This window comes from Kitasatospora sp. NPDC097691 (assembly GCF_040302665.1).
GTDB lineage: Bacteria > Actinomycetota > Actinomycetes > Streptomycetales > Streptomycetaceae > Kitasatospora.
The window spans coordinates 182997-205878 of sequence record NZ_JBEORY010000003.1; the positions used below are offsets into that span (position 1 = coordinate 182997).

The window sequence follows — 22882 nt, forward strand, 5'->3', positions numbered from 1 at the left end:
GGGTCAGCGCTTCGCCGGACCTCCCGCGGCACGCATCGACTTGGTGATCGCCTTCCACTTCTGCAGCCGGGCCTTGGCCACCCGGGCGTCCGAACGCGAGGCGATCCACTCGTTCTCGCGCTGGAGCTTGAGGTAGCTCTCCATCCGGCGCTGCGGCAGGGTGCCGTCGGCCAGCGCCCCCCGCACCGCGCAGCCCGGCTCGGTGTGGTGACCGCAGTCGTGGAAGCGGCACTCCTCGGCCAGCTCGGCTATGTCGGCGAAGGCCAGGTCCACACCCTCGCCACCGTAGAGGCCGACCTCGCGCAGCCCGGGGGTGTCGATCAGGACTCCGCCGCCGGGCAGCGGGATCAGCTCGCGGGTGGTCGTGGTGTGGCGGCCCTTCTGGTCGACCTCGCGGGCCTCCTGGACGGTCATCACTTCGGCGCCGGCCAGCGCGTTGGTGAGCGTGGACTTGCCGACGCCGGACTGCCCGATCACCGCGGTGGTGCCGGGGGTGCAGGCGCGCAGCACGTCCATGCCGTCCCCGGTCTCGGCGCTCACCACGAGCACCGTGACCCCGGGCGCGACGGCCTCGACGTCGGACCGGATGAAGTCGGCGTCCTCCACCAGGTCGGCCTTGGTGAGGACGACCAGCGGTTCGGCGCCGGACTCCCAGGCGAGGGCGAGGAAGCGCTCGATCCGCCCGAGGTCGGGATCGGTCGCGAGGGAGGAGGCGATCAGGACGGTGTCGACGTTGGCCGCCAGCACCTGGCCGTCGGAGCGCTTGCCGGCCACCTTGCGGATGATCGCGGTGGAGCGCGGCAGCAGCGCGACGACGGCGGCCATCGGCTGGGCGTGGAGGTCCACGGCCGCCCAGTCGCCCGTGCACGGGCAGTTGATCATGTCGGCGTCACCGACCGGCCGGGTGTCGAACCGGACGGTGCGCGGCTCGCCCGTCTCCGGGTCGGCGATCACGGCGTCGCACTGGCCGCGGTCGACCCGGACGATCCGGGCCGGCAGCAGCCCGGCCTCGCCCAGCGGGGCGAACAGCTCCGCAAGCTCGGACGTCCAGCCGTAGCCGGTCAGGCCGGAGCCGATCGACGCAGAGCTGGTCAGGCCGGAGCCGGTCGACACGGAGCCGACATCGGACAGGAAAGAAGAGGAAGAGGAAGAGGTGGGGAGAGAGAACGACGGAACGGAGGCAGCGTTGCTCAACGCAGTGGCCCTTCGGGAGGAGATCGTCCCGGCGGGCTACGGCTGGCGCGAAGGGCTCAGCCGGCGGCCGGGAAAAGGAGGTGAACGCGAGTGCTGCCCTGGGCAGCTATCGGGGCGACAACGACCACGGGGGTCACCTCCTGCTCTCTACTCCTCGGGCGGCCCAACGGCCCCCGAACCGGACACGTCACACGCTAGCGAAACGGCCCGGCCGCACCAACCTATTTTTGACCTGCGGAAACGCGCTCCCCAGCGGTCCGTGAAAGCCTCCGAGAACCTCCGCGAAAGCCGCCGAGGAGCAAATTTGGCCCCTGCATGCCGGCCCACCGACGGCGCCGCCCGAAGCGGCACCTACCCCCCGTACCGGTGCTTGAGGTTCGGGTCGTCCAGCCACCAGGGCCGCATCCCCGTCTCCTCCTCCTCCGGCCGCCCCGCCGCCCGCGCCTCCTCGGCCGCCGCCTCGAAGCGCGCGTCCAGCTCGGCGTCCACGGCCCGGATCTCCTCCCGCCCCTGCACCACCATCCGCCGTACCAGCGCGGCCACGAACGGCAGCCCGACCAGGTCCCCCAGCACCCAGAGCGCGTTGCCGCCCCAGGTCTGGTCCTGCGCCAGGCTCGGCCCCCACGGCCGCCCGAGCGCCACGTAGTAGTGCTCGGCGACGAGGTGGCCGCCGTAGATCAGCACGATCCCGAGCCCCGCGTCGAAGATCACCTCGGCGAAGGTGATGAACAGCCCGACCAGGTGCGGGTACTCGTGCCCGACCGGGTCGATCTGCAGCCGCGGCCAGAAGTAGGCGAGGCCCAGCAGCACCAGCGCCAGGTGCAGCACCAGGTTGCCGACGCCGCTGGAGACCGACCACTCGTACCAGGGCGTGAAGTAGAGCAGCCACGGCGGCGCCATCAGCAGCGCGGTGGAGACCGCCGGGAACATCAGCACCTTGGACGGGCGGCTGCGCAGCGCCCGCAGGATCCGTTCCCGCCGGACCGGCGGCGCGGACTCGACCAGCAGCGAGACGGGCGCGCCGAGCGCGAGCAGCAGCGGGACGACCATCAGCAGCAGCACGATCTGCACGGCCCGGTCGGTGAAGAGGATCCGGTCGTACACGCCGAGGCCGGAGCAGGTGCACCAGATCCACAGCAGCAGCCCGCCGAGGAACGCGGCGGTGCGGCTGGGCTTCCAGCGCTCGCCGCCGGACCGGTGGACGGCACGCGCCGTGGCCAGGTACCAGGCGCCGAGCAGCACCGAGAGGGTGAGCACCAGCGGTTCGGCCGTCCAGGAGGTGGCCAGGTCGGACCACTGCCACGGGGGCGGTCCGTCGTAGGCGAGTGCGGAGACCGCGCCGTCCACCGCGCCGTTCATCCGTCCGCCACCTCGCTCGTACCCGCAGCCACCGAGGCGGCGGCAGCCGTCCGCACCGTCACCGTCGGGCCCCGCGACGGATGTCGCGACACCCGGCCATGATGTCGCCGCGCCGGCGGCCCGCCGCGCGCGGGGCCCTCCTCTATACCCGGTCCTGAGGAAAGCTTTACCGATCCCCGACAAGGCTTTGCCCAGGCAAAGTTCTGCCCGTGGAACCCCTCCGTTCGCAACCGCGGCCACGACACAAACGTCTGGCAGGATGCCGGTCGGCGAGACCGCCACGTGGGTGACAAGGGGACGACAAGAGGTGCGAAGCACTGCACGCGGCGAGGGCCGCCGGCTGGCCGCGCGCCACCGCAACATCGAGCTGGGCCTGCTGGCGCTCGCGGTGGCCGTCTGCCTGGCGGGACACATCGAGGCCGATCTGGCGCTGACCGGCTCGCTACCGCCCGGACTGCTGGTGCACGGCCTGACACTGGGCGCGCTCGCCGGGGCGGCGCACCTGGCGGTGCGCCGGTTCGCACCGTACGCGGACCCGCTGATCCTGCCGCTGGGAGTCTTCCTGACCGGCTTCGGGCTGGTGCTGCTGGACCGGCTGGACATCAGCTACAAGGCCGCGCACAGCGCCAAGGGCGACTACCAGAAGCTCCCGGCCGCGCCCTCCCAGCTGATGTGGGTGTTCATCTCGGTGGCGGCAGCGATCGCGCTGATCGTGCTGGTCAAGCACCACCGCTTCTTCCAGCGCTACGTCTACCTGCTGATGGCGGGCGCACTGATCCTGCTGGCGGCTCCGGTGGCCTCGCCCAGCGACAGCTTCGGCGCCAAGCGCTGGATCCGGCTGTTCGGGCTCTCCTTCGAGCCGGACGAGTTCGTGAAGGTCGCGATCACGATCTTCTTCGCGGGCTACCTGATGGCCTCCCGGGACGCGCTCGCGCTGGCCGGCCGCAAGATCTGGGGGCTGACCCTGCCGCGCGGCCGGCACGCCGGGCCGGTGCTGGCGATCTGGGTGGTCAGCCTGCTGGTGCTGATCTTCGAGCGTGACCTGGGCACCTCGCTGATCTTCTTCGGCATCTTCATCGTGATGCTCTACGTGGCGACCGAGCGCACCAGCTGGGTGGTGCTCGGCCTGCTGATGGCGGTCGGCGGCGCGGCGGTGGTCGGCACCGTCGAGCCGCACGTGCACGGCCGCGTCGAGGCCTGGCTGCACCCGCTCGACTACTACAAGCCGGTGCACGACAAGGCGATCTCCGAGCAGCCCGCGGAGGCCCTGTTCAGCCTGGGCACCGGGCACCTGACCGGGACGGGCCTGGGCTCGGGCCGACCCTGGCTGATCGGCTTCGCCGGGCGCAGCGACTTCATCTTCACCACCATCGGCGAGGAGCTGGGCCTGGCCGGGGTGACGGCGATCCTGCTGGTCTACGTGCTGCTGATCCAGCGGGGCCTGCGCACCGCCGTCGGCCTGACCGATCCGTTCGGCAAGCTGCTGGCCACCGGCCTGTCGGCGGCGCTGGCGCTGCAGATCTTCGTGGTGGTCGGCGGGGTGAGCGGGCTGGTCCCGCTGACCGGCAAGGCGCTGCCCTTCCTGGCGGCCGGCGGGTCCTCGCTGCTGGCGAACTGGCTGATGGTCGCTCTGCTGATCAAGCTGAGCGACTCCTCCGGGCGCACCGCCCTGGAGCCGGCCCAGCCCGCCCCCGAGCCGCTCCCGGCCCGGGCCGCACCGGCGGCGGGCGGCGCGCCGGCCCCGAACGGGACGCCCACGAACCCGACGCCCACCCCGGCGGCCCCGAACCCGGCGGCCGCGAGCCGGACGCCCGCGAGCCCGACCGGATCCCACCCCGTCACACCGGGCGCCGGCGACCCCTCCGCTCGGACCGAGCTGCGCCCCCGGTACGGCCACACCCCCGCCGCCCCGCAGTACGGCGACCCCCGGAACCCCACCACCACCTGACCGTCCGACCGGCGGACCGTCCGACCGGCGGGCCGACAGGCCGACAGGCCGTAGGACCCGCGGACACGACACAGGGCCTCCCCCGCACCCGCGGGAGAGGCCCTGTCCGTCGTCGCACCCGCACACCCCTGCCTACCGCTGCTCCCACGGCGGCCGGGGCGGCCGGGGCGGGTACCCCGGCACCTGCTGCCCGGGCGGTCCGAGGGGTTCCGGCGGCCCGGACGGCTCCGGCGCCGCCGGCGGCGGCCCGGACGGCCGGTCGCTGTCCGGCGGTGGCGGGCCGGGCCGGTGGTGCGGCCCGCCGCGGGCGGTGAGCCGGCCGCGCACGTTGTCGGCGGCCAGCACGTCGGCCCACCGCTCCGGGTACTCGGAGGGCACGTCGACGTCCTCGCCCTCGTCCTCGCCCCACTCCTCCTCGGCGCCCTCGGCGAGCCCGAGTTCGCGGGCGCGCCGGGCCCGTTCGACGGCCCGCCGGGCGGCGACCTCGCGGACCACGGCGGCGGCCGCCTCCTCGTGGGCCCGCTCGTTCTCGGCGCGGGCGTCGGCGGTCTCCAGGGTGGGCCAGCGCCGGTCTATCGCGGCGTTCATGGCGGCGCCGATGAGCACCGCGAGGGCCACCACGAAGATCCACAACAGCACGGCCACCGGCGCCGCCAGCGAGCCGTACGCCGAGGGGCCCTCGACCGAGCTGACCAGGTAGAGCCGCAGGCCGACGCTGCAGAAGACCAGCACCACCAGGGCGACCAGGGCGCCGGGGATGTCCTCGCGCCACGGGGTCGAGACCGGGACGGCCAGGTGGTAGAGGGTGGTCAGCGAGACGATCAGCAGCACGATCGCGACCGGCCAGTACGCGGCGCCGACCAGCCCGGCGACCCCGGGCACGGCGTTCTCCACCAGTCCGGGCCCGGCCATCAGCAGCGGCAGCACCAGGGAGCCGATCACCAGCGCGCCGAGGTAGAGGCCGAGGGACATCATCCGGGTCTTGACGATGCCGCGCTTGCCGTCGAGCCCGTACATGACGGTGATGGTGTCGATGAAGATGTAGAGCGCCCTGGAGCCGGACCACAGCGACAGCAGGAAGCCGATCGAGATGAGGTCCGGCCGGGTGTGGTCGAAGACCTGGCTGAGCAGCGGTTTGACGACCTCGTCGACCGAGGAGTCCGACAGCACCGTCCCGGAGGCCGAGACGATGTCGTGCTTGAGCCGGTCGATGGTGCCCGCGCCGAGGAACTCGTCGAGGTAGCCGAGGGTGGCGGCGAGGCCGAGCAGCAGCGGTGGGATCGACAGCAGGGTGAAGAAGGCCGCCTCCGCGGCGAGGCCGGTGACCCGGTACTCGACGCAGGTGTTGGTGGTGTCCTTGACCAGCTCCCACGCGGTGCGGCGCCAGGTGGCCTGCTTGGCCGCGCGCCGGGATCCCTTGCCCCGGCGCCGGGACGGCCGCGACTCGGGGTTCGGTTTGCTCGTATCGCCTGCTGCTTGCACAGGGCTAACGGTATCGGGCCGGGGCCGTCCGGTTGATCTCCCCGGGGTGGGGGCGCCCGAGCGGACACCGGGCCGGGAGCGGCGGGAACCTCTGACCGTCCCACATGACGAAACCTCAGCGTCCACCATTCGGATGTTAGTGGACCGCGAGTCCTGCGCCGTGCGAATCTCTTGCCATGCCTAGCGCCGGAACCACCCTGGTAGGTCGACTCCACGTCGATCTCCTTCGCGTGTCCAGCGCCATCTGTCCGGTGACCTGAGCCCATCCCCGCCGCACCACCGCACCCGGCGCCACCCGTTCCCGCCATCCCCGCAGCAGCGGATGCGCAGGCGCCCGCCCGCCTCGGTCACTGTCTTCCCGGCCTTGAGAAACCCGCAGGTCAGAGCAGCGCCGCACGGCGGAGCACGCCCCGCGACCCACCCAGCGTCAGCGCCACCTGCCCCGAAGGACTTCAGCATGGCCACCTCCCCCGAGACCGTCGAGCCCACGGCCGACAGCCCCGCCGCGCGCCGCCCCGCCGCGGCCCGCAAGGTGACCCGCCACCGCGGCGAGGGCCAGTGGGGCATGGGCCACCACACTCCCCTCAACGCCAACGAGCAGTTCAAGAAGGACGACGACGGTCTCAATGTGCGGACACGCATTGAGACGATCTACGCGCACCGCGGCTTCGACTCGATCGACCCCGCCGACCTGCGCGGCCGGATGCGCTGGTGGGGCCTCTACACCCAGCGCAAGGAGGGCATCGACGGCGGCAAGACCGCGATCCTCGACCCGCACGAGCTGGACGCCGAGTACTTCATGCTGCGGGTCCGCATCGACGGCGGCCGGCTGACCGTCGCCCAGCTGCGGGCGGTCTCCGAGGTCTCCGAGCAGTACGCGCGCGGCACCGCGGACCTGACCGACCGCCAGAACATCCAGTACCACTGGATCCGGATCGAGGACGTCCCCGCGATCTGGCAGAAGCTGGAGGCCGTCGGCCTGTCCACCACCGAGGCCTGCGGCGACACCCCGCGCGTCATCCTCGGCTCCCCGGTGGCCGGCGTCGCCGAGGACGAGATCATCGACGGCACCCCCGCCATCGAGGAGATCCAGCGCCGCTTCATCGGCAACAAGGACTTCTCCAACCTGCCGCGCAAGTTCAAGTCCGCGGTCTCCGGCTCCCCGCAGCTGGACGTCGCGCACGAGATCAACGACGTCGCCTTCGTCGGTGTGGTCCACCCCGAGCACGGCCCGGGCTTCGACCTGTGGGTCGGCGGCGGCCTGTCCACCAACCCCAAGCTGGGCGTGCGGCTGGGCGCCTGGGTGCCGCTGGACGAGGTGGCGGACGTCTACGGCGGCGTCATCGGCATCTTCCGCGACTACGGCTACCGCCGCCTGCGCAACCGCGCCCGGCTGAAGTTCCTGGTCGCCGACTGGGGCGTGGAGAAGTTCCGCCGGGTGCTGGAGGACGAGTACCTCAAGTACCGGCTGGTCGACGGCCCCGCCCCCGCCGAGCCCGCCGCCCGCTGGCGCGACCACGTCGGCGTCCACCGGCAGAAGGACGGCCGGTTCTACATCGGCTTCGCGCCGCGCGTCGGCCGGGTCGACGGCAAGCTGCTCGGCGAGCTCGCCGACCTCGCCGCCGCCCACGGCAGCGACCGGCTGCGCACCACCGCCGAGCAGAAGATGCTGATCCTCGACATCGCCGAGGAGCACGTCGAGTCGGTGGTGGCCGGCCTGGAGGCGCTCGACCTGCGGGTCACCCCGTCCCCGTTCCGCCGCGGCACCATGGCCTGCACCGGCATCGAGTTCTGCAAGCTCGCCATCGTCGAGACCAAGGAGCGCGGCCGCACGCTCATCGACGAACTGGAGCACCGCCTGCCGGAGTTCGCCGAGCCGCTGACCATCAACATCAACGGCTGCCCGAACGCCTGCGCCCGCATCCAGGTCGCCGACATCGGCCTCAAGGGCCAGCTGGTCACCGACGAGAACGGCGAGCAGGTCGAGGGCTACCAGGTGCACCTGGGCGGCGCGCTCGGCCTGGAGGCCGGTTTCGGCCGCAAGGTCCGCGGCCTCAAGGTCACCAGCGCCGGCCTGCCCGACTACGTCGAGCGCCTGCTGACCCGCTACCAGGCCGACCGCACCGAGGGCGAGCGCTTCGCCCAGTGGACGGCCCGGGCGAGCGAGGAGCAGCTGTCGTGAGCGAGAGAGCAGCCCCGTTCTTCTGCCCCTACTGCGGCGACGAGGACCTGCGCCCGTCCGAGGCCGGGCACGGCGCCTGGGAGTGCCACGGCTGCCGCCGCGCCTTCCAGTTGAAGTTCCTCGGCCTGCTGTCACCGACCAACCACGGGGGGACGTCCCATGAGCAGCACCGCGACTGACCACGAGGCGGCAGCCGTCCGGGCCGGCCGCGAGCTGGAGGAGGCGACCCCGCAGGAGATCCTGCGATGGGCCGCCGACACCTTCGGCAAGCGGTTCTGCGTCACCTCCTCCATGGAGGACGCGGTCGTCGCCCACCTCGCCTCCTCGGTGCTCCCCGGCGTGGACGTGGTGTTCCTGGACACCGGCTACCACTTCCCGGAGACCATCGGCACCCGGGACGCGGTGGCCGCGACCATGCCGGTCAACGTCATCACGCTCACCCCGCTGAGGACCGTGGCCGAGCAGGACGCCGAGCACGGGCCGAACCTGCACGACCGCGACCCCGACCTCTGCTGCTCGCTGCGCAAGGTCGAGCCGCTGAACCGCGGCCTCGGCGGCTACGACGCCTGGGCCACCGGGCTGCGCCGCGACGAGTCGCCGACCCGGGCGAACACCCCGGTGGTCGCCTGGGACCCGAAGCGTCGCAAGGTCAAGATCGCGCCGATCGCCCGGTGGACGCAGGAGGACGTGGACGCCTACGTCGCCGCGAACGGCGTGCTGCTCAACCCGCTGCTGTGGGAGGGCTACACCTCGATCGGCTGCTCGCCGCTGTCCTGCACCCGCAAGCCCGCCGAGGGCGAGGACGCCCGGGCCGGCCGCTGGTCCGGCTCCGGCAAGACCGAGTGCGGCATCCACCTCTGAACCCCGACGGCCCCCTGATCATCCGTCAACGACCGCGTAAGGAAAGAACCGTGACAGCAGACACCCTGGGCGCCGTCGGAGCCGCGGAGGCGGCCCCCGCGGCCGCCCCCTGCGAGCGCGGCGCCACCGTGTGGCTGACCGGGCTGCCCAGCGCGGGCAAGACCACGCTGGCCTTCGCACTCGCCGAGCGGCTGCGCGCCGAGGGCCACAAGGTCGAGGTCCTGGACGGCGACGAGATCCGCGAGTTCCTCTCCAAGGGCCTCGGCTTCACCCGCGAGGACCGGCACACCAACGTCACCCGGATCGGCTTCGTCGCCGAGAAGCTCGCCGCGAACGGCGTCAAGGTGCTCGCCCCGGTGATCGCCCCCTTCGCCGACTCCCGGGCCGCCGTGCGCGAGCGGCACGCCGCGGCCGGCACCGAGTTCCTGGAGATCCACGTCGCCACCCCGGTCGAGCTGTGCGCCGAACGCGACGTCAAGGGCCTGTACGCCAAGCAGGCGGCCGGCGAGATCTCCGGCCTCACCGGTGTCGACGACCCGTACGAAGCCCCGGAGCGCCCGGAGTTGCGGATCCGGACGCAGGGCCGCGAGGTGGCCGACTCCGCCGCCGAGCTGTACGCCTTCCTGACCGAGAGGGGACTCGCATGACCACCGCGACCGACAGTCTCGTCCGCACCGAGGACAATCCCTTCGCGCTGTCCCACCTGGACGCGCTGGAGGCCGAGTCGGTGCACATCTTCCGCGAGGTCGCGGGGGAGTTCGAGCGCCCGGTGATCCTCTTCTCCGGCGGCAAGGACTCCATCGTCATGCTGCACCTGGCGCTCAAGGCCTTCCACCCGGCGCCGGTCCCCTTCTCCCTGCTGCACGTCGACACCGGGCACAACTTCCCCGAGGTCATCGCCTACCGCGACCGCGTCGTGGCGGAGCACAACCTGCGCCTGCACGTCGCCCACGTCCAGGACTTCATCGACCGCGGCGTGCTGCGCGAGCGCCCGGACGGCACCCGCAACCCGCTGCAGACCGTCCCGCTGCTGGACGCCATCGAGCGGAACCGCTTCGACGCCGTCTTCGGCGGCGGCCGCCGCGACGAGGAGAAGGCCCGCGCCAAGGAGCGCGTCTTCTCGCTGCGCGACGAGTTCGGCGCCTGGGACCCGCGCCGCCAGCGCCCCGAGCTGTGGTCGCTGTACAACGGCCGGCACGCGGTCGGCGAGCACGTGCGGGTGTTCCCGCTGTCCAACTGGACCGAGCTGGACGTCTGGCAGTACATCGAGCGCGAGGGCATCGAGCTCCCGGAGATCTACTACGCCCACGAGCGCGACGTCTTCGCCCGCAACGGCATGTGGCTGACCGCCGGCGAGTGGGGCGGCCCCAAGGACAGCGAGCCGGTCCAGCGGCGGCTGATCCGCTACCGCACCGTCGGCGACATGTCCTGCACCGGGGCCGTCGACTCCGACGCCACCACCATCCAGGCCGTGATCGCCGAGATCGCCGCCAGCCGCCTCACCGAGCGCGGCGCCACCCGCGCCGACGACAAGCTGTCCGAGGCCGCGATGGAAGACCGCAAGCGCGAGGGGTACTTCTAATGAGCACGACCATCGAGACCACCGCCACCTCGCTGCTGCGCTTCGCCACCGCCGGCTCGGTGGACGACGGCAAGTCCACCCTGGTCGGCCGTCTGCTGCACGACTCCAAGTCGGTGCTGGCCGACCAGCTGGAGGCGGTCGAGCACGCCTCGCGCAAGCGCGGGCAGGACGCGCCCGACCTCGCACTGCTCACCGACGGCCTGCGCGCCGAGCGCGAGCAGGGCATCACCATCGACGTCGCCTACCGCTACTTCGCCACCCCCCGGCGGCGGTTCATCCTCGCCGACACCCCCGGGCACGTGCAGTACACCCGCAACATGGTGACCGGCGCCTCCACCGCCGAGCTCGCCGTCGTCCTGGTCGACGCCCGCAACGGCGTGGTCGAGCAGACCCGCCGGCACGCCGCCGTCGCCGCCCTGCTGCGGGTGCCGCACGTCGTGCTGGCCGTCAACAAGATGGACCTGGTCGGCTACGCGGAGCCGGTGTTCGCCGCGATCGCCGCCGAGTTCACCGCCTACGCGGCCTCGCTCGGCGTCAAGGACGTGCTGGCGGTCCCGATCTCGGCCCTCGCCGGCGACAACGTCGTCGAGCCGTCCGCGCACATGGACTGGTACGCCGGCCCGACCCTGCTCGAACACCTGGAGACGGTGCCGGTCGGCAGCGACCCGAGCGCCGAGCCGGCCCGCTTCCCCGTCCAGTACGTGATCCGCCCGCAGACCGAGGAGCACCCCGACTACCGCGGCTACGCGGGCCAGTTGGCCTCCGGCGTGCTGCGGGTCGGCGACCCGGTCACCGTGCTGCCGTCCGGCCTCACCAGCACCGTCGCCGGCATCGACGCGCTCGGCCGGGAGACCGACATCGCCTGGGCCCCGCAGTCCGTCACCGTGCGGCTCGCCGACGACCTCGACATCTCCCGCGGCGACCTGATCGCCGCCGGGCCGGCCTCCGCGCCGACCAAGGACATCGAGGCCACCGTCAGCCACCTCAACGAGCGGCCGCTGCGCGCCGGGGACAAGGTGCTGCTCAAGCACACCACCCGCACGGTGCGCGCGCTGGTCAAGGAGATCTCCTACCGGATCGACATCGACACGCTCGAACAGCGCTCCGGCGCCGAGGGGTTGACCGTCAACGACATCGGTCACGTGGTGCTGCGCACCGCCGAACCGCTGGCCCTCGACGCCTACACGGACAACCGCCGCACCGGCTCGTTCCTGCTGATCGACCCGGCCGACGGCACCACCCTCACCGCCGGCATGGCGGGCGAGGCCTTCGAGACCGTACGCAGCAACGACGCACCCGACGCACCCGAAGAGGAGGACTGGGTCTGATGCCCAGCGAGGCGTTCTCGGGCATGGACAAGGAAGGCGGCCGCATCGGCAGCGGCGTCCTCGGCAGCGGCCAGGGCGGCCTGACCCGATGTGCGGGCCGACAGGGCTGAGAACGCCCTGTCACCGGGCTGTCTTCCCCCACAGCCGCCCGGCTTGCCCCGGCACCCAGCTGCCGCGCGCACCACCTTCCGCACCTTCCGCCCCGAGACCGCCTCCTGACGGTCCGTCCGCGAACAGGACTCCTGACCATGGCACCGATCCAGGCACCTTCGCATACCCGCGCCCGCCCCAACGCCGGCCGGATCAGACGCACCGCGGCGGCCGCGGCGGCCGGACTCACCGCGGTGGCCCTGCTGTCGGCCTGCAGCTACGGCTCCAAGGCCGACAAGTCCGCCGACACCAAGGCCGATGCCGCGGCCACCGCCGGGGGCTCCGGTGCGAAGCTCTCCGCCGACACCGTGAAGATCGGCTACTTCGCCAACCTCACCCACGGCACCCCGCTGGTCGGCCTCCAGGAGGGCATCTTCCAGAAGGAGCTGGGCGCCACCCAGATCAAGACCCAGGTCTTCAACGCGGGCCCGGCCGAGATCGAGGCGCTCAACGCCGGCTCGATCGACATCGGCTGGATCGGCCCCTCCCCGGCGATCAACGGCTACACCAAGTCCGACGGCAAGTCGCTGAAGATCATCGGCGGTTCGGCCTCCGGCGGGGTCAAGCTGGTGGTCAACCCGGACAAGATCTCCTCCCTGGACGACCTCAAGGGCAAGAAGATCGCCACCCCGCAGCTGGGCAACACCCAGGACGTGGCACTGCTCAACTACCTCGCCGGCAAGGGCTACAAGGTCGACGCGGCCTCCGGCGCGGGCGACGTCTCGGTGGTGCGCACCGACAACAAGGTCACCCCCGACGCCTACAAGTCCGGCTCCGTCGACGGCGCCTGGGTGCCCGAGCCCACCGCCTCCAAGCTGGTCTCGCTCGGCGCCAAGGTCCTGCTCAACGAGAAGGACGTCTGGCCGGACAAGAAGTTCGTGATCACCAACATCATCGTCTCGCAGAAGTTCCTCAAGGAGCACCCGGACGTGGTGGAGGCCGTGCTGCGCGGCTCGGTGAAGACCAACGCCTTCATCAAGGCCGACTCCGACAAGGCCAAGGCCGACGCGAACGAGGCGATCAAGAAGGAGGTCGGCAGCGCGCTGGAGCCGGCCGTCCTCGACCCGGCCTGGGCCGACATCGACTTCCTGGACGACCCGCTGGCGAACACCCTGCAGGCCGAGGCCGACCACGCCGTCACCGCCGGGCTCCTCAAGAAGCCCAACCTGAACGGCATCTACGACCTCACCCTGCTGAACAAGGTCCTCGCCACCCAGGGCCAGGCCGCCGTGGCGGACGCCGGGCTCGGCGCCAAGTAGCGCCCACCGCACGGCCGTTCGCCCCCGACTCCGCGGTCCGGCCCCCGCCCGCCCGGTCGATCCCCGATCGATGCCCACCGGGACGGGCGGGGCCCGGGCCACGGCCCCGACCAGCAGCCCCGCAGACCACTCACGCAGGAGGTGCCACGGATGACCCCGGCACTGACCACCTCGGCGGACGCCGTCGGCGCCGACGCCCACGGCGGCGCGCCCGCCGTCCGCATCTCGAACGTGCACAAGTCCTTCGGCCGCCCCGGCGCCCGGACCCACGTCCTGGACGACATCACCCTCGACGTCGCGCCCGGTGAGTTCGTCACCCTGCTCGGCGCCTCGGGCTGCGGCAAGTCCACCCTGCTCAACCTGGTCGCCGGTCTCGACAAGCCCACCGCCGGCAGCATCGAGGTGCCCGGCGGCCGACCCGCCCTGATGTTCCAGGAGCACGCGCTGTTCCCCTGGCTCACCGCCGGGAAGAACATCGAACTGGCCCTCAAGCTGGCCGGCGTGCCCCGCCCCGAGCGCCGCGCCGAGGCTGAGCGGCTGCTCGAACTCGTCCGTCTGAAGGGCTCGTACGGCAAGCGGGTGCACGAGCTGTCCGGCGGCATGCGCCAGCGCGTGGCGATGGCCCGGGCGCTCGCCCAGGGCAGCAAGGTGCTGCTGATGGACGAGCCGTTCGCCGCGCTCGACGCCATCACCCGGGACGTCCTGCACGACGAGATCACCCGGATCTGGGCCGAGCGGCAGCTGTCCGTCCTCTTCGTCACCCACAACGTGCGCGAGGCCGTGCGACTGGCCCAGCGGGTCGTGCTGCTGTCCTCCCGCCCCGGCCGGGTCGCCCGGGAGTGGCGGATCGACCTGCCGCAGCCGCGCCGCATCGAGTCCGCGGGCGTCGCCGACCTGTCCATAGAGATCACCGAAGAACTGCGTGGGGAGATCCGTCGCCATGGCCAGCACTGACACCACCCCCGTCCTGGACAAGACCGACCGGGCCCGCGACGGCGGGACGGGCACCAGCGACACCGCCGACGTCGGCGCGGGCCTGGACGCCCTCGACGCCGTCACCGCGCAGCGCGGCTCGCTCGGCGAGGCGCTGCGGACCAAGGCGCTGCCGCCGCTGATCGGCGTGCTCGTGGTGCTCGCGCTGTGGCAGGGGGCGTACAGCCTGCACGTCACCTCCTCGTACAAGCTGCCCAGCCCCGCCGACGTGTGGCGCTCCGCGCAGGACCTCTGGTACCAGGGCACGCTGTTCTCGATCATCTGGACCAGCGTCTGGCGTGGCCTGTCCGGCTTCCTGCTCGCCGTGATGATCGGCACGCCGATCGGGCTGGTGGTCGCCCGGGTCCGACCGGTGCGCACCGCGATCGGGCCGGTGCTGCAGGGCCTGCAGTCGCTGCCCTCGGTCGCCTGGGTGCCGGCCGCGGTCATCTGGCTCGGCATCAACGACTCGATGATGTACGCGGTGATCCTGCTGGGCGCCGTCCCGTCCATCGCCAACGGGCTGGTGGCCGGCATCGACCAGGTGCCGCCGCTGTTCCTGCGGGCCGGGCGCACCATCGGCGCCACCGGGCTGGCTGGCGCCCGGCACGTGCTGATCCCGGCCGCGCTGCCGGGCTACCTGGCCGGGCTCAAGCAGGGCTGGGCGTTCTCCTGGCGCTCGCTGATGGCCGCCGAACTGGTCGCCTCCTCCCCCGACCTGGGCCGGGGCCTGGGACGGTTCCTGGAGGACCAGCGCGAGTTCTCCGACATGTCCGGGGTGCTGCTCGGCATCGTGCTGATCCTGTTCGTCGGCATCGCCATCGAGCTGCTGGTGTTCACCCCGGTCGAGCGCCGGGTGCTGCGCAACCGCGGCCTGCTGGCCACCGGCAAGTGAGGCGCCGCTGATGCCCGCCCTCCTCCTGATCGCCCACGGCAGCCGCGACCCGCGCCACGCCGCGACCGTGGCCGCGCTCGTCGAGGAGGTGCGGGCGCAACGGCCCGGCGTCGAGGTCGCCACCGCGTACCTGGACCACTGCGCGCCGCGGATCCCGCAGGTGGTGGAGCGGCTGGCGGACGCGGTGGCCGTGCCGCTGCTGCTCAACCGGGCGTTCCACGCCAAGCACGACATCCCCGCCGCCCTGCGTGCCGCCGGCTCGCGGCTGCCGGTCGCGGACGTGCTCGGCCCCTCCCCACTGCTGCTCGCCGCCCTGGACCGGCGCCTCGCCGAGGCGGACCCGGACCTCTCCTCCCCGGCCGTCCGCGCCCGTACCGGTGTCGTGCTCGCCGCCGCGGGCTCCTCCGACCCGGCCGCCGACGCCGCCACCCGCGCGGTGGCCGCCGAGTGGCGGCGCACCCGCGGCTGGGCCGCCGTCGAGGTCGCCTACGCCTCCGCCGCCGGGCCGCGCGTCCCCGACGCCCTCGCCGCGCTCCGGGCCGCCGGCGCCGAGCGCACCGCCGTCTCCCCCTACCTCCTGGCCCCGGGCCTGCTGCCGGACCGCATCGCCACGGCCGCGGCCGGTGCCGACGTCCTGGCCGACGTCCTCGGCCCGGCCCCGGAGCTGGCCGCCCTGCTCCTGCGGCGCTACGACGGGGCCCGTCGCGCGGCGCCGGTCACCACCGCACTGACGGCGTGAGCACGGGACCGTCCGTCACGCGTGATCCATGATGCTGTGCTCACGGAGGTCCGCCGCGAACCGTGCCACGGTGCGGTAGTCCGCATCATCGTGGAGGACCGTGAGCCCGTGGTGCGCAGCCGTCGCCGCAATCATCAGGTCGACCGCGGAGGCACTTCGGTGCTGTCCGGCAGGTGCCATCCGGCGCGGCACCGTGTCGATCCAACGTCCTGTGCCCTTCGGCACCGAGACGTCCGGGTACAACTCGGCGAACATCTCGGAGATCTCGTCGTACTCCCGGCCGTCGCGGGCGCTGCAGAGGAACTCGGCACGCTGCGGATAGCACGACGCGATCGACCCTGCGTCGATCGCGTCGTACCAGGCGGTCTGGAGTTTCGGCTCGCGTAGCAGCCGGACCAGACCGGACGTGTCGAGGAGGTAGATCACCGGGCATCCTTCTCGGCCCGGTGCAGCCGCTCGGCGAGCTCGACGGCCTCCCAAAGACGAGCCCGCTCGAAGTGCCTGCTGATACGGGCCGCACGCTCCTGCCGCTCGGCGTAGTAGCGCAGCGCGAGATTGACGGCTTCCTTCTTGGTCCGCACTCCGGCGAGTACCATCGCGCGCTCCAACGCCTCTTCATCGATGTCGATCTGTGTCACGGCCATCGGCACCTCCGTCGATCGATGTTGGTGATGTTGGTGATGTACATGGAACTGCACTCTTCCAACATCGCCACGGGCCAGAACGTCTGCACGTCGCCGGACGGCGGGTGCGCGGCCCCGGGGCAGCCCCGGGGCCGCGCGCCCGGGTGGGGTCAGGCGGGGACGTGCCAGACCTGGTTGGCGGCGCCGTTGCAGTCCCAGATGCCCAGCTGGTTGCCGTTGGTGGTGGAGAAGCCCAGGTCGTCCAGGCAGCGGCCGGACTGCGGGTTGAGGATCGAGCCGTCGGCCCGGACCTGCCACTGCTGGGCGCCGGTGCCGTTGCAGTCGTAGATCTGCACCAGGGTGGCGTTGCCCGTGTTCCCGCCCTGGACGTCCAGACACTTGCCGAGGGCGCGGATCGTGCCGTCGGTGCCGATCTTCCACGTCTGGGCGGTGTTGCCCAGGCAGTCGTAGATCTGGACGGGGGTGCCGGCGCCGCTGTTGCCGCCGCGCACGTCCACGCACTTGTTCGCGTAGCCGCTGATCGGGCCGACCGGGCCCGCCGGGACGGGCGAGCCGGTGACGATCCAGCCGTACGACGGCATCGACATGCCCCAGCACCCCGTGGAGACGGTGACGTTGCCGGTGACCCAGCCGCTGGACGTCCCCGAGTAGGTGGGGAACCCACTGGCGTCGACGCCCTGGCAGGTGCCCGCGAGGCGCCAGGTCTGCTGCGGGTCGATGCCCGAGCACGTGCCGACGAAGCCGGCACCGCTTCTGCTGACGGTACAGCTGCCGGTGAGCGGGGTGCCGGTGGTCGATGCGCCGGACGCGGCCGGCGCGTTCGGGGTGGTGCTCTCGGCGGCGCCGGCGGCGGGCGCGGTGAGCGCGGCGGCACCGGCGAGCAGGGCGGTGGCGAACAGGGTGGCGGTACGACGCATGTCAGGGCTCCTGGAGGGTGATCGGGTGGACTGTCCTGCGGCGGACATCAGACGGGCAGGTGCCAGACCTGGTTGGCGGCGGTGGCGCCGAAGCAGTCCCAGATCTGCAGGACCGCGCCGTTCGCACTGGAGACGCCCCGCACGTCCAGGCAGCGCCCCGACTGAGGGTTGACCAGCGAACCGTCGGGACGGGCCCGCCACTGCTGGGCGCCGCTGCCGTTGCACTCCCACGTCCGCACCAGCGTGCCGTTGCCGGTGCGCCCGCCCTCGACGTCCAGGCAGTTGCCGACCGCCCGGACGGTGCCGTCGGCGCCGACCTTCCACGTCTGGTTGACGTTGCCGAGGCAGTCCCAGATCTGCGTCTGCGTCCCGTTCGCGTTGCTGCCGCCACGCACGTCCAGACACTTGCCCGCGATGCCGGTGATCTGACCGACCGGGCCCGCCGGAACCGCCGGGCCGAACGCGATAGCGGCCGAGAACCACAGGATGGGGCCGAAGCACCCCGCACTCGCGGTGGTGTTGCCGGTGACCCAGCCGCTGCCCGTGGGCCAGGAGGTGGGCATCCCGGTGTTGAAGTCCCGGCCCTGGCAGGTGCCTATGACGCTCCAGGTCTGCTGCGGGTCGAGGCCGGTGCAGGTACCGGTGAGGCCGCTGAGAGTGCAGCTACCGACCCCGCCCGGGCCCGGGGTGGTGTCGGCGGTCCGGGCGGAGGACGCGGTGGACGTGGACGGGGTGCTCTCGGCGGCGCCGGCGGCGGGCGCGGTGAGCGCGGCGGCGCCCGCGAGCAGGGCGGTGGCGAACAGGGCGGCGGTACGGCGCATGGGAAGGTCCTTCCGGAGACGGTGAACCGGTCGACCCGCATGTGGAGCACCCGTGATGACGGTGCGACGGTTGTGCGGGCCGCGCGAAAGCATCGGGCACGGTCTGTTCACGGTCAACGGGAGGGGGCGGAGATCACGCCATCGCTTCGTCCACGCAGGGTTGGTACACGACAGGGGCCGGGACCGGTCCGGGCAGGCCGGGCGGACGGCCGATCCGGCCGGATCGCACACGGCCCGGCTCCCCGTTCGAGCGGGAGCCGAGCCGGGGTCCACCGGTCCGGGCCCCGACCGGGCCCGCCCGCCGGGTCAGATCCGCCGCAGGGTGAAGGTGTCCGCCGGGTGGCCGGCGAAGGCGTCCCCGAGGCCGCCGGAGAGCCGGTAGAGGCTGCCGCCCGGGCCCGCGACGGGGGCGGTCGGCGTGGGGTCGGCCGAGGGTCGGACGGCGGTGAGCCGGGCGGTGCGCCAGTGGTCGTCCGAGCGCAGCTCGACCTCGGCGTCGCGGCCGGCCCCGAAGAAGGCGTTGGTGACGCCCGCGATGGAGCCGTCGGGGCGGCCGAGCAGGCCGTCCAGGTGGAGCAGGGCGTCCCCGCCGGTCACCTCGACGCGCCGCAGGGCGGCCGGGTCGCGCAGCGGAACCTGCCACAGCGTGCCGTCGTCCCACTTGCCGAGGACCAGCCGGCCGTCCCGGTAGACGATGCCGTTGAGGCCGTACGCGCCGGGGGCGGGGGCCAGGCGCGGGTCCCGCAGCAGGACGGAGGCGGTGCCGTCCGGTGTCACCCGGTAGACGACCGGGGCGAAGGAGTCGGTGACGTACGCGGTGCCGTCGGGGCCGATCGCGATGTCGTTGGCCAGGTGGTTCCCGCCGTCGGCGGCGACGGCGGCGAGGTCGGTGACGAAGATCCGGCGCCCGGTGTCCAGGTCGTAGGCGGCGATCCGGGCGAGCTTCCCCTGCGTGGCGGCGCTGCTGCGCTCGCCGAGGCCGTTGTCCAGGTCGGTGACCAGGACGCGGCGGCGGACCGGGTCGACCCGCAGGCCGGCGACCTCGGTCAGGGCGGGGTCCTGCACCAGGGTGCGCACGCTCCCGTCGGTACCGACGGCGGAGACGGTGCCGTGCCGCAGCGAGCCGAGCAGGAAGCGGTGGTGCGTGGCGTCCCAGTCGCCCGACTCGGGTACCAGGCTCGCCGCGTGGCCGGTGACCACGGCCGGGGCCGGGCAGCCGGCGGAGGCGGAGGCGGAGGCGGGCAGCGTGCCGGCCGTGCCGAGCAGGGCCGCGGTCGCGGCGGCGACCAGGGCGGCACGGAGGGTACGGTGCTGACGGTTGCTCATCGGGATTCCCTTGCGCGTGCGGTCCGTTGACGTGATCGACTCTCGCGCGGCCGGGCGGTCCGCAGCAGTGCGTGGGAATACTGGTAGTCCGACTACCAGGGAGGACGGGGGGAGATGGTCGAGGTGGAGGACGCCCAGGAGCGCCGTACGGCGCTGTCGAGCTTCCTGCGCAGCCGCCGGGCACGGCTGGCGCCGCAGGACGTGGGGCTGGCGCCGGGGGTGCGGCGGCGCACCCCGGGGCTGCGGCGGGAGGAGCTGGCGCTGCTCGCCGGCGTGGGGGTGACCTGGTACACGTGGCTGGAGCAGGGGCGGGACATCCACCCGTCCCCGGAGGTGCTGGCGAGCCTGGCCCGGACGCTGCGGCTGGACCGCGCGGAGACGGCGTACCTGTTCCGGCTGGCCGGCAGCCACCCGCGGGACGGCGAGGTGGCCGCGCCGGGGGACGTGCCGGTCCCGCTGCTGCGGCTGATGCACGCGCAGTGGCCCGCGCCGTCCTTCGTGATGGACGCCAACTGGGACATCCGGGCCTGGAACCCGGGCGCGGACGCGCTGTTCGGCCTGACCGGCCGACCGCCGGAGGAGTGCAACCTGGCCTGGGTGGTGTTCGGCAACCCCGTGCACCGGGCCCGGGTCGAGCACTGGGAGGAGCACGCCCGCCGCTTCCTGGCGCAGCTGCGCTCCGCGTACGCCGAGCGCGGCGGCGAGGCGACGGCCGTCGGCCGCCACCTGGCCCGGATGATCCAGCAGGTGCGCGGCGAGTATCCGGAGGCGGACCGCTGGCTGGACGAGCACCAGGTCGCCGAGCGCTCCGGTGCCGAGAAGGTCATCCACCACGAGGCGGTGGGCGCGCTGCGGATCGACCAGCACGTGCTGCTGGCCTCCGAGGGCCTGCAGCTGATCGTGATGGCCCCGCGCGACGCCGAGACCCGGGAGCGGCTGCGCGCGCTGGCCCCGACCCCGGCGGTGGCGGCGGTCTGAGGGCGCTCGGCCGCCCCACGACAGCCGCGCGCCCCGGGGCCGCTCGCGGTGGAGCGGGCCCGGGGCGCGGGTGCGGAGTGTCAGTCGAACGTGCGGCGCTGGCGACCGGTCCCGTAGTTGGAGCCGGACTTGGTGCCGCTGCCCGGCTTGGCGCGGCCGGCGGAGCGGCCGATGAAGCCGGCCGCCTGCGGGCGCTCGCCGTTCTGCGCGGCGGCGCCCATCCGCTGCTTGGGGCGGGGGCGGCGCGGGTTGCCGTTCATGTCGACGTCGGTGGGCAGCCCGGAGCGCTTGCCGGAGCGGCGGCGCGGGGCGCCGGCCTTGGACCCGGCGCGCTTGTCCTCCGCCGAACCGGCCGTGCCCGCCGGAGCCCCGGCGGCCTGGACCACGGGCACCGCCAGGGTGACCGGGACGCCGCTCGGCGTGCGGGCACCGGTGATCCGCACCAGGTCGGCGTCGCCGGGGCGGATCTTGGTGACGGTCGGACGGATGCCGGCCACCGTCATCAGCCGGTTGACCTCGCGGCGCTGCTCGGGCAGCACCAGGGTGACGACCGTGCCGGACTCGCCGGCCCGGGCGGTGCGGCCGCCGCGGTGCAGGTAGTCCTTGTGGTCGATCGGCGGGTCGACGTTGACGACGAGGTCCAGACCGTCGATGTGGATGCCGCGCGCGGCGACGTTGGTGGCGATCAGCGCGGTGACGTGGCCGTCGCGGAACTGGTCGAGGACCCGGTTGCGCTGCGGCTGGGACTTGCCGCCGTGCAGGGCGGCGGCCTTCACGCCGTTGGCGAGCAGCTGCTTGGCGAGCCGGTCGGCGCCGTGCTTGGTGTGCACGAACATGATCACGCGGCCTTCGCGGGAGGCGATGTGCGCGGTGGCGGAGGCCTTGTCGGTGGGGTCGAGCTGCAGGACGTGGTGGTCCATGGTGGTGACCGCGCCGGCCGAGGGGTCGACCGAGTGGGTCACCGGGTCGGTCAGGAAGCGCTTGACCAGCCGGTCGACGTTGCGGTCCAGGGTGGCGGAGAACAGCATCCGCTGCCCGCCCTCCGCGACCTGCTCCAGCAGCTTGGTGACCTGCGGCAGGAAGCCCATGTCGGCCATCTGGTCGGCCTCGTCCAGGACGGTGATCGTCACGTCGGAGAGGTTGACGTCGCCGCGCCCGATCAGGTCGTCCAGCCGGCCGGGGGTGGCGACCAGGACCTCGGTGCCGCGGCGCACGGCGTTGGCCTGCCGGTTGATCGACATGCCGCCGACGACGGTGGTGATCCGCAGGTTGACGGCGGTGGCGTACGGGGTCAGCGCCTCGGTGACCTGCTGGGCCAGCTCGCGGGTGGGCACCAGGACGAGCGCCAGCGGGTACCGGGCGACGGCACGGCGCCCGGCGGTGCGGGCCAGCAGCGGCAGGCCGAAGGCGAGGGTCTTGCCGGAGCCGGTGCGGCCGCGGCCGAGCACGTCGCGCCCGGCGATCGAGTCGGGCAGCGTGGCGCCCTGGATCGGGAACGGCTCGGTGACGCCCTCGCGGGTGAGCGCGGAGAGGATCGCCTTGGGCATGTCCAGCTCGGCGAAGGTGGCCGCCGGGGGCCGGGCCGGAGTGCCCTGGACCACGGTGAAGTCGGCGGCCTCGGGCGCGGTGGCCCGGGTCTGCTTGGGGCCACCGTGCTTCGGAGCACCGTGCTTGGGAGCGCCGCTACGGTTGCGCGGCTTGCGCGCGCGGTCGCCGCCGGCGGTGCCGCGGGACTGGTCGGTGTTGCGGGGGCCGCGGTCGCGCGGCGGGCGGGCAGGGGTGGTCACGGGATCTCCGTCAGTCGGTAGGCAGCCCGCGTCGCGGGCTGGTCGGCCGTCGGAGTGCGTGCGCCGCCCCGGCCGTTCGGCGGCATGAGCAGGGGCCCGCACCGTGCGGTGCGGGCCCCTGCTTCGCGATGATCGCGAGTCAGCGTGGGGCTGACGTCAGCCGATGATCTGGATGTTCTCGGCCTGCGGGCCCTTCTGGCCCTGGGTCACGTCGAACTCGACCTTCTGGCCCTCGAACAGCTCACGGAAGCCCTGAGCAACGATGTTCGAGTAGTGGGCGAACACGTCGGCGCCGCCACCATCCTGCTCGATGAAGCCGAAGCCCTTTTCGCTGTTGAACCACTTCACGGTGCCGGTAGCCATAACCGTCTCCTCATACTGGGGCATCAGGGACCCACACCTCGTGAATCCCCAAGTAGCCGCGATCCCCATCCGGAGACTGAAACACCGGACAAAAC

The 22882-nt window shown here is 73.0% G+C and carries 23 protein-coding genes; 13 read left to right on the plus strand and 10 right to left on the minus strand.

Annotated features, from left to right (window positions below):
* Positions 1-3: 3 nt before the first annotated feature.
* Entirely contained in the window at positions 4-1113 is a 1110-nt protein-coding gene (gene rsgA, locus ABTY56_RS03585; RefSeq protein ID WP_350626109.1) for a ribosome small subunit-dependent GTPase A, read from the minus strand.
* A 432-nt stretch (positions 1114-1545) separates the two neighbouring features.
* The gene (locus ABTY56_RS03590) at positions 1546-2553 is read right to left on the minus strand and encodes a cytochrome c oxidase assembly protein (RefSeq protein WP_350626111.1); all 1008 of its coding nucleotides are present in this window, start codon (positions 2551-2553) and stop codon (positions 1546-1548) included.
* Positions 2554-2812: 259 nt separating this feature from the next.
* On the opposite strand from ABTY56_RS03590, the gene ABTY56_RS03595 reads away from it, so the two are divergent.
* Positions 2813-4501 carry an FtsW/RodA/SpoVE family cell cycle protein gene (locus ABTY56_RS03595; protein ID WP_350626113.1) on the plus strand — a complete coding sequence of 563 codons (1689 nt, stop codon included), beginning with the start codon at positions 2813-2815 and terminating at the stop codon, positions 4499-4501.
* A gap of 132 nt (positions 4502-4633) precedes the next feature.
* Here ABTY56_RS03595 and ABTY56_RS03600 read toward each other — a convergent pair whose 3' ends face one another.
* Positions 4634-5983, minus strand: a complete 1350-nt coding sequence (locus ABTY56_RS03600) for a YihY/virulence factor BrkB family protein (protein ID WP_350626115.1) — start codon at positions 5981-5983, stop codon at positions 4634-4636.
* Positions 5984-6159: 176 nt separating this feature from the next.
* Here ABTY56_RS03600 and ABTY56_RS03605 point away from each other — a divergent pair, with 176 nt between their 5' ends.
* The 11 genes from ABTY56_RS03605 (at position 6160) to ABTY56_RS03655 (ending at position 15951) form a co-directional block, all read left to right on the plus strand.
* The gene (locus ABTY56_RS03605) at positions 6160-6243 is read left to right on the plus strand and encodes a putative leader peptide (protein ID WP_310593185.1); all 84 of its coding nucleotides are present in this window, start codon (positions 6160-6162) and stop codon (positions 6241-6243) included.
* 197 nt (positions 6244-6440) lie between these two features.
* Positions 6441-8165: a nitrite/sulfite reductase gene (locus tag ABTY56_RS03610; protein WP_350626117.1), complete on the plus strand. Its 1725-nt coding sequence runs from the start codon at positions 6441-6443 to the stop codon at positions 8163-8165.
* The gene (locus tag ABTY56_RS03615; protein ID WP_030060859.1) at positions 8162-8344 is read left to right on the plus strand and encodes a hypothetical protein; all 183 of its coding nucleotides are present in this window, start codon (positions 8162-8164) and stop codon (positions 8342-8344) included. Before ABTY56_RS03610 ends, ABTY56_RS03615 begins: the two co-directional genes overlap by 4 nt.
* Positions 8325-9026, plus strand: a complete 702-nt coding sequence (locus ABTY56_RS03620; protein WP_350626119.1) for a phosphoadenylyl-sulfate reductase — start codon at positions 8325-8327, stop codon at positions 9024-9026. Before ABTY56_RS03615 ends, ABTY56_RS03620 begins: the two co-directional genes overlap by 20 nt.
* 65 nt (positions 9027-9091) lie before the next feature.
* Positions 9092-9673, plus strand: a complete 582-nt coding sequence (cysC, locus tag ABTY56_RS03625; RefSeq protein ID WP_350626266.1) for an adenylyl-sulfate kinase — start codon at positions 9092-9094, stop codon at positions 9671-9673.
* A complete protein-coding gene (gene cysD, locus ABTY56_RS03630; RefSeq protein ID WP_350626121.1) occupies positions 9670-10608 on the plus strand; it encodes a sulfate adenylyltransferase subunit CysD in 939 nt (312 codons plus the stop codon). Before cysC ends, cysD begins: the two co-directional genes overlap by 4 nt.
* Positions 10608-11936: a sulfate adenylyltransferase subunit 1 gene (locus ABTY56_RS03635; RefSeq protein WP_350626123.1), complete on the plus strand. Its 1329-nt coding sequence runs from the start codon at positions 10608-10610 to the stop codon at positions 11934-11936. Before cysD ends, ABTY56_RS03635 begins: the two co-directional genes overlap by 1 nt.
* Before the next feature lie 248 nt (positions 11937-12184).
* Complete coding sequence (locus ABTY56_RS03640; RefSeq protein WP_350626125.1) at positions 12185-13345, plus strand: aliphatic sulfonate ABC transporter substrate-binding protein; 1161 nt, start codon at positions 12185-12187, stop codon at positions 13343-13345.
* Between the two features lie 150 nt (positions 13346-13495).
* Positions 13496-14299 (plus strand): ABC transporter ATP-binding protein, encoded by an 804-nt coding sequence (locus tag ABTY56_RS03645; RefSeq protein ID WP_350626127.1) that lies wholly within the window; start codon positions 13496-13498, stop codon positions 14297-14299.
* The gene (locus tag ABTY56_RS03650) at positions 14286-15212 is read left to right on the plus strand and encodes an ABC transporter permease (RefSeq protein WP_350626129.1); all 927 of its coding nucleotides are present in this window, start codon (positions 14286-14288) and stop codon (positions 15210-15212) included. Before ABTY56_RS03645 ends, ABTY56_RS03650 begins: the two co-directional genes overlap by 14 nt.
* A gap of 10 nt (positions 15213-15222) precedes the next feature.
* Positions 15223-15951 (plus strand): sirohydrochlorin chelatase, encoded by a 729-nt coding sequence (locus tag ABTY56_RS03655; RefSeq protein WP_350626131.1) that lies wholly within the window; start codon positions 15223-15225, stop codon positions 15949-15951.
* A 15-nt stretch (positions 15952-15966) separates the two neighbouring features.
* Here the strand turns inward: ABTY56_RS03655 and ABTY56_RS03660 are convergent, their stop codons facing one another.
* The 5 genes from ABTY56_RS03660 to ABTY56_RS03680 form a co-directional block, all read right to left on the minus strand.
* Positions 15967-16377, minus strand: a complete 411-nt coding sequence (locus tag ABTY56_RS03660; protein ID WP_350626133.1) for a PIN domain-containing protein — start codon at positions 16375-16377, stop codon at positions 15967-15969.
* Positions 16374-16595: a type II toxin-antitoxin system VapB family antitoxin gene (locus tag ABTY56_RS03665; protein ID WP_350626135.1), complete on the minus strand. Its 222-nt coding sequence runs from the start codon at positions 16593-16595 to the stop codon at positions 16374-16376. Before ABTY56_RS03665 ends, ABTY56_RS03660 begins: the two co-directional genes overlap by 4 nt.
* Positions 16596-16744: 149 nt before the next feature.
* Positions 16745-17512 (minus strand): ricin-type beta-trefoil lectin domain protein, encoded by a 768-nt coding sequence (locus ABTY56_RS03670; protein WP_350626137.1) that lies wholly within the window; start codon positions 17510-17512, stop codon positions 16745-16747.
* A gap of 47 nt (positions 17513-17559) precedes the next feature.
* A complete protein-coding gene (locus ABTY56_RS03675; RefSeq protein ID WP_350626139.1) occupies positions 17560-18333 on the minus strand; it encodes a ricin-type beta-trefoil lectin domain protein in 774 nt (257 codons plus the stop codon).
* Between the two features lie 306 nt (positions 18334-18639).
* Complete coding sequence (locus ABTY56_RS03680; RefSeq protein WP_350626141.1) at positions 18640-19659, minus strand: hypothetical protein; 1020 nt, start codon at positions 19657-19659, stop codon at positions 18640-18642.
* 114 nt (positions 19660-19773) lie between these two features.
* Here ABTY56_RS03680 and ABTY56_RS03685 point away from each other — a divergent pair, with 114 nt between their 5' ends.
* Complete coding sequence (locus tag ABTY56_RS03685) at positions 19774-20637, plus strand: helix-turn-helix transcriptional regulator (RefSeq protein ID WP_350626143.1); 864 nt, start codon at positions 19774-19776, stop codon at positions 20635-20637.
* A gap of 80 nt (positions 20638-20717) precedes the next feature.
* On the opposite strand, the gene ABTY56_RS03690 is transcribed toward ABTY56_RS03685, so the two are convergent.
* Together ABTY56_RS03690 and ABTY56_RS03695 are read right to left on the minus strand one after the other, a co-directional pair.
* Positions 20718-22424, minus strand: coding sequence for a DEAD/DEAH box helicase (locus tag ABTY56_RS03690; protein ID WP_502893011.1), 1707 nt, complete (start codon positions 22422-22424; stop codon positions 20718-20720).
* Between the two features lie 156 nt (positions 22425-22580).
* Complete coding sequence (locus tag ABTY56_RS03695) at positions 22581-22787, minus strand: cold-shock protein (RefSeq protein ID WP_049657493.1); 207 nt, start codon at positions 22785-22787, stop codon at positions 22581-22583.
* Positions 22788-22882 lie beyond the last annotated feature (95 nt).

Coding starts and splice junctions, on each gene's coding strand:
- ABTY56_RS03590 (WP_350626111.1), bottom strand. CDS start 2,553: ATGAACGGCGCGGTGGACGGCGCGGTCTCCGCACTCGCCTACGACGGA.
- ABTY56_RS03595 (WP_350626113.1), top strand. CDS start 2,813: ATGCCGGTCGGCGAGACCGCCACGTGGGTGACAAGGGGACGACAAGAG.
- ABTY56_RS03605 (WP_310593185.1), top strand. CDS start 6,160: ATGCCTAGCGCCGGAACCACCCTGGTAGGTCGACTCCACGTCGATCTC.
- ABTY56_RS03610 (WP_350626117.1), top strand. CDS start 6,441: ATGGCCACCTCCCCCGAGACCGTCGAGCCCACGGCCGACAGCCCCGCC.
- ABTY56_RS03620 (WP_350626119.1), top strand. CDS start 8,325: ATGAGCAGCACCGCGACTGACCACGAGGCGGCAGCCGTCCGGGCCGGC.
- cysD (WP_350626121.1), top strand. CDS start 9,670: ATGACCACCGCGACCGACAGTCTCGTCCGCACCGAGGACAATCCCTTC.
- ABTY56_RS03635 (WP_350626123.1), top strand. CDS start 10,608: ATGAGCACGACCATCGAGACCACCGCCACCTCGCTGCTGCGCTTCGCC.
- ABTY56_RS03640 (WP_350626125.1), top strand. CDS start 12,185: ATGGCACCGATCCAGGCACCTTCGCATACCCGCGCCCGCCCCAACGCC.
- ABTY56_RS03645 (WP_350626127.1), top strand. CDS start 13,496: ATGACCCCGGCACTGACCACCTCGGCGGACGCCGTCGGCGCCGACGCC.
- ABTY56_RS03650 (WP_350626129.1), top strand. CDS start 14,286: ATGGCCAGCACTGACACCACCCCCGTCCTGGACAAGACCGACCGGGCC.
- ABTY56_RS03655 (WP_350626131.1), top strand. CDS start 15,223: ATGCCCGCCCTCCTCCTGATCGCCCACGGCAGCCGCGACCCGCGCCAC.
- ABTY56_RS03665 (WP_350626135.1), bottom strand. CDS start 16,595: ATGGCCGTGACACAGATCGACATCGATGAAGAGGCGTTGGAGCGCGCG.
- ABTY56_RS03670 (WP_350626137.1), bottom strand. CDS start 17,512: ATGCGTCGTACCGCCACCCTGTTCGCCACCGCCCTGCTCGCCGGTGCC.
- ABTY56_RS03675 (WP_350626139.1), bottom strand. CDS start 18,333: ATGCGCCGTACCGCCGCCCTGTTCGCCACCGCCCTGCTCGCGGGCGCC.
- ABTY56_RS03680 (WP_350626141.1), bottom strand. CDS start 19,659: ATGAGCAACCGTCAGCACCGTACCCTCCGTGCCGCCCTGGTCGCCGCC.
- ABTY56_RS03685 (WP_350626143.1), top strand. CDS start 19,774: ATGGTCGAGGTGGAGGACGCCCAGGAGCGCCGTACGGCGCTGTCGAGC.
- ABTY56_RS03695 (WP_049657493.1), bottom strand. CDS start 22,787: ATGGCTACCGGCACCGTGAAGTGGTTCAACAGCGAAAAGGGCTTCGGC.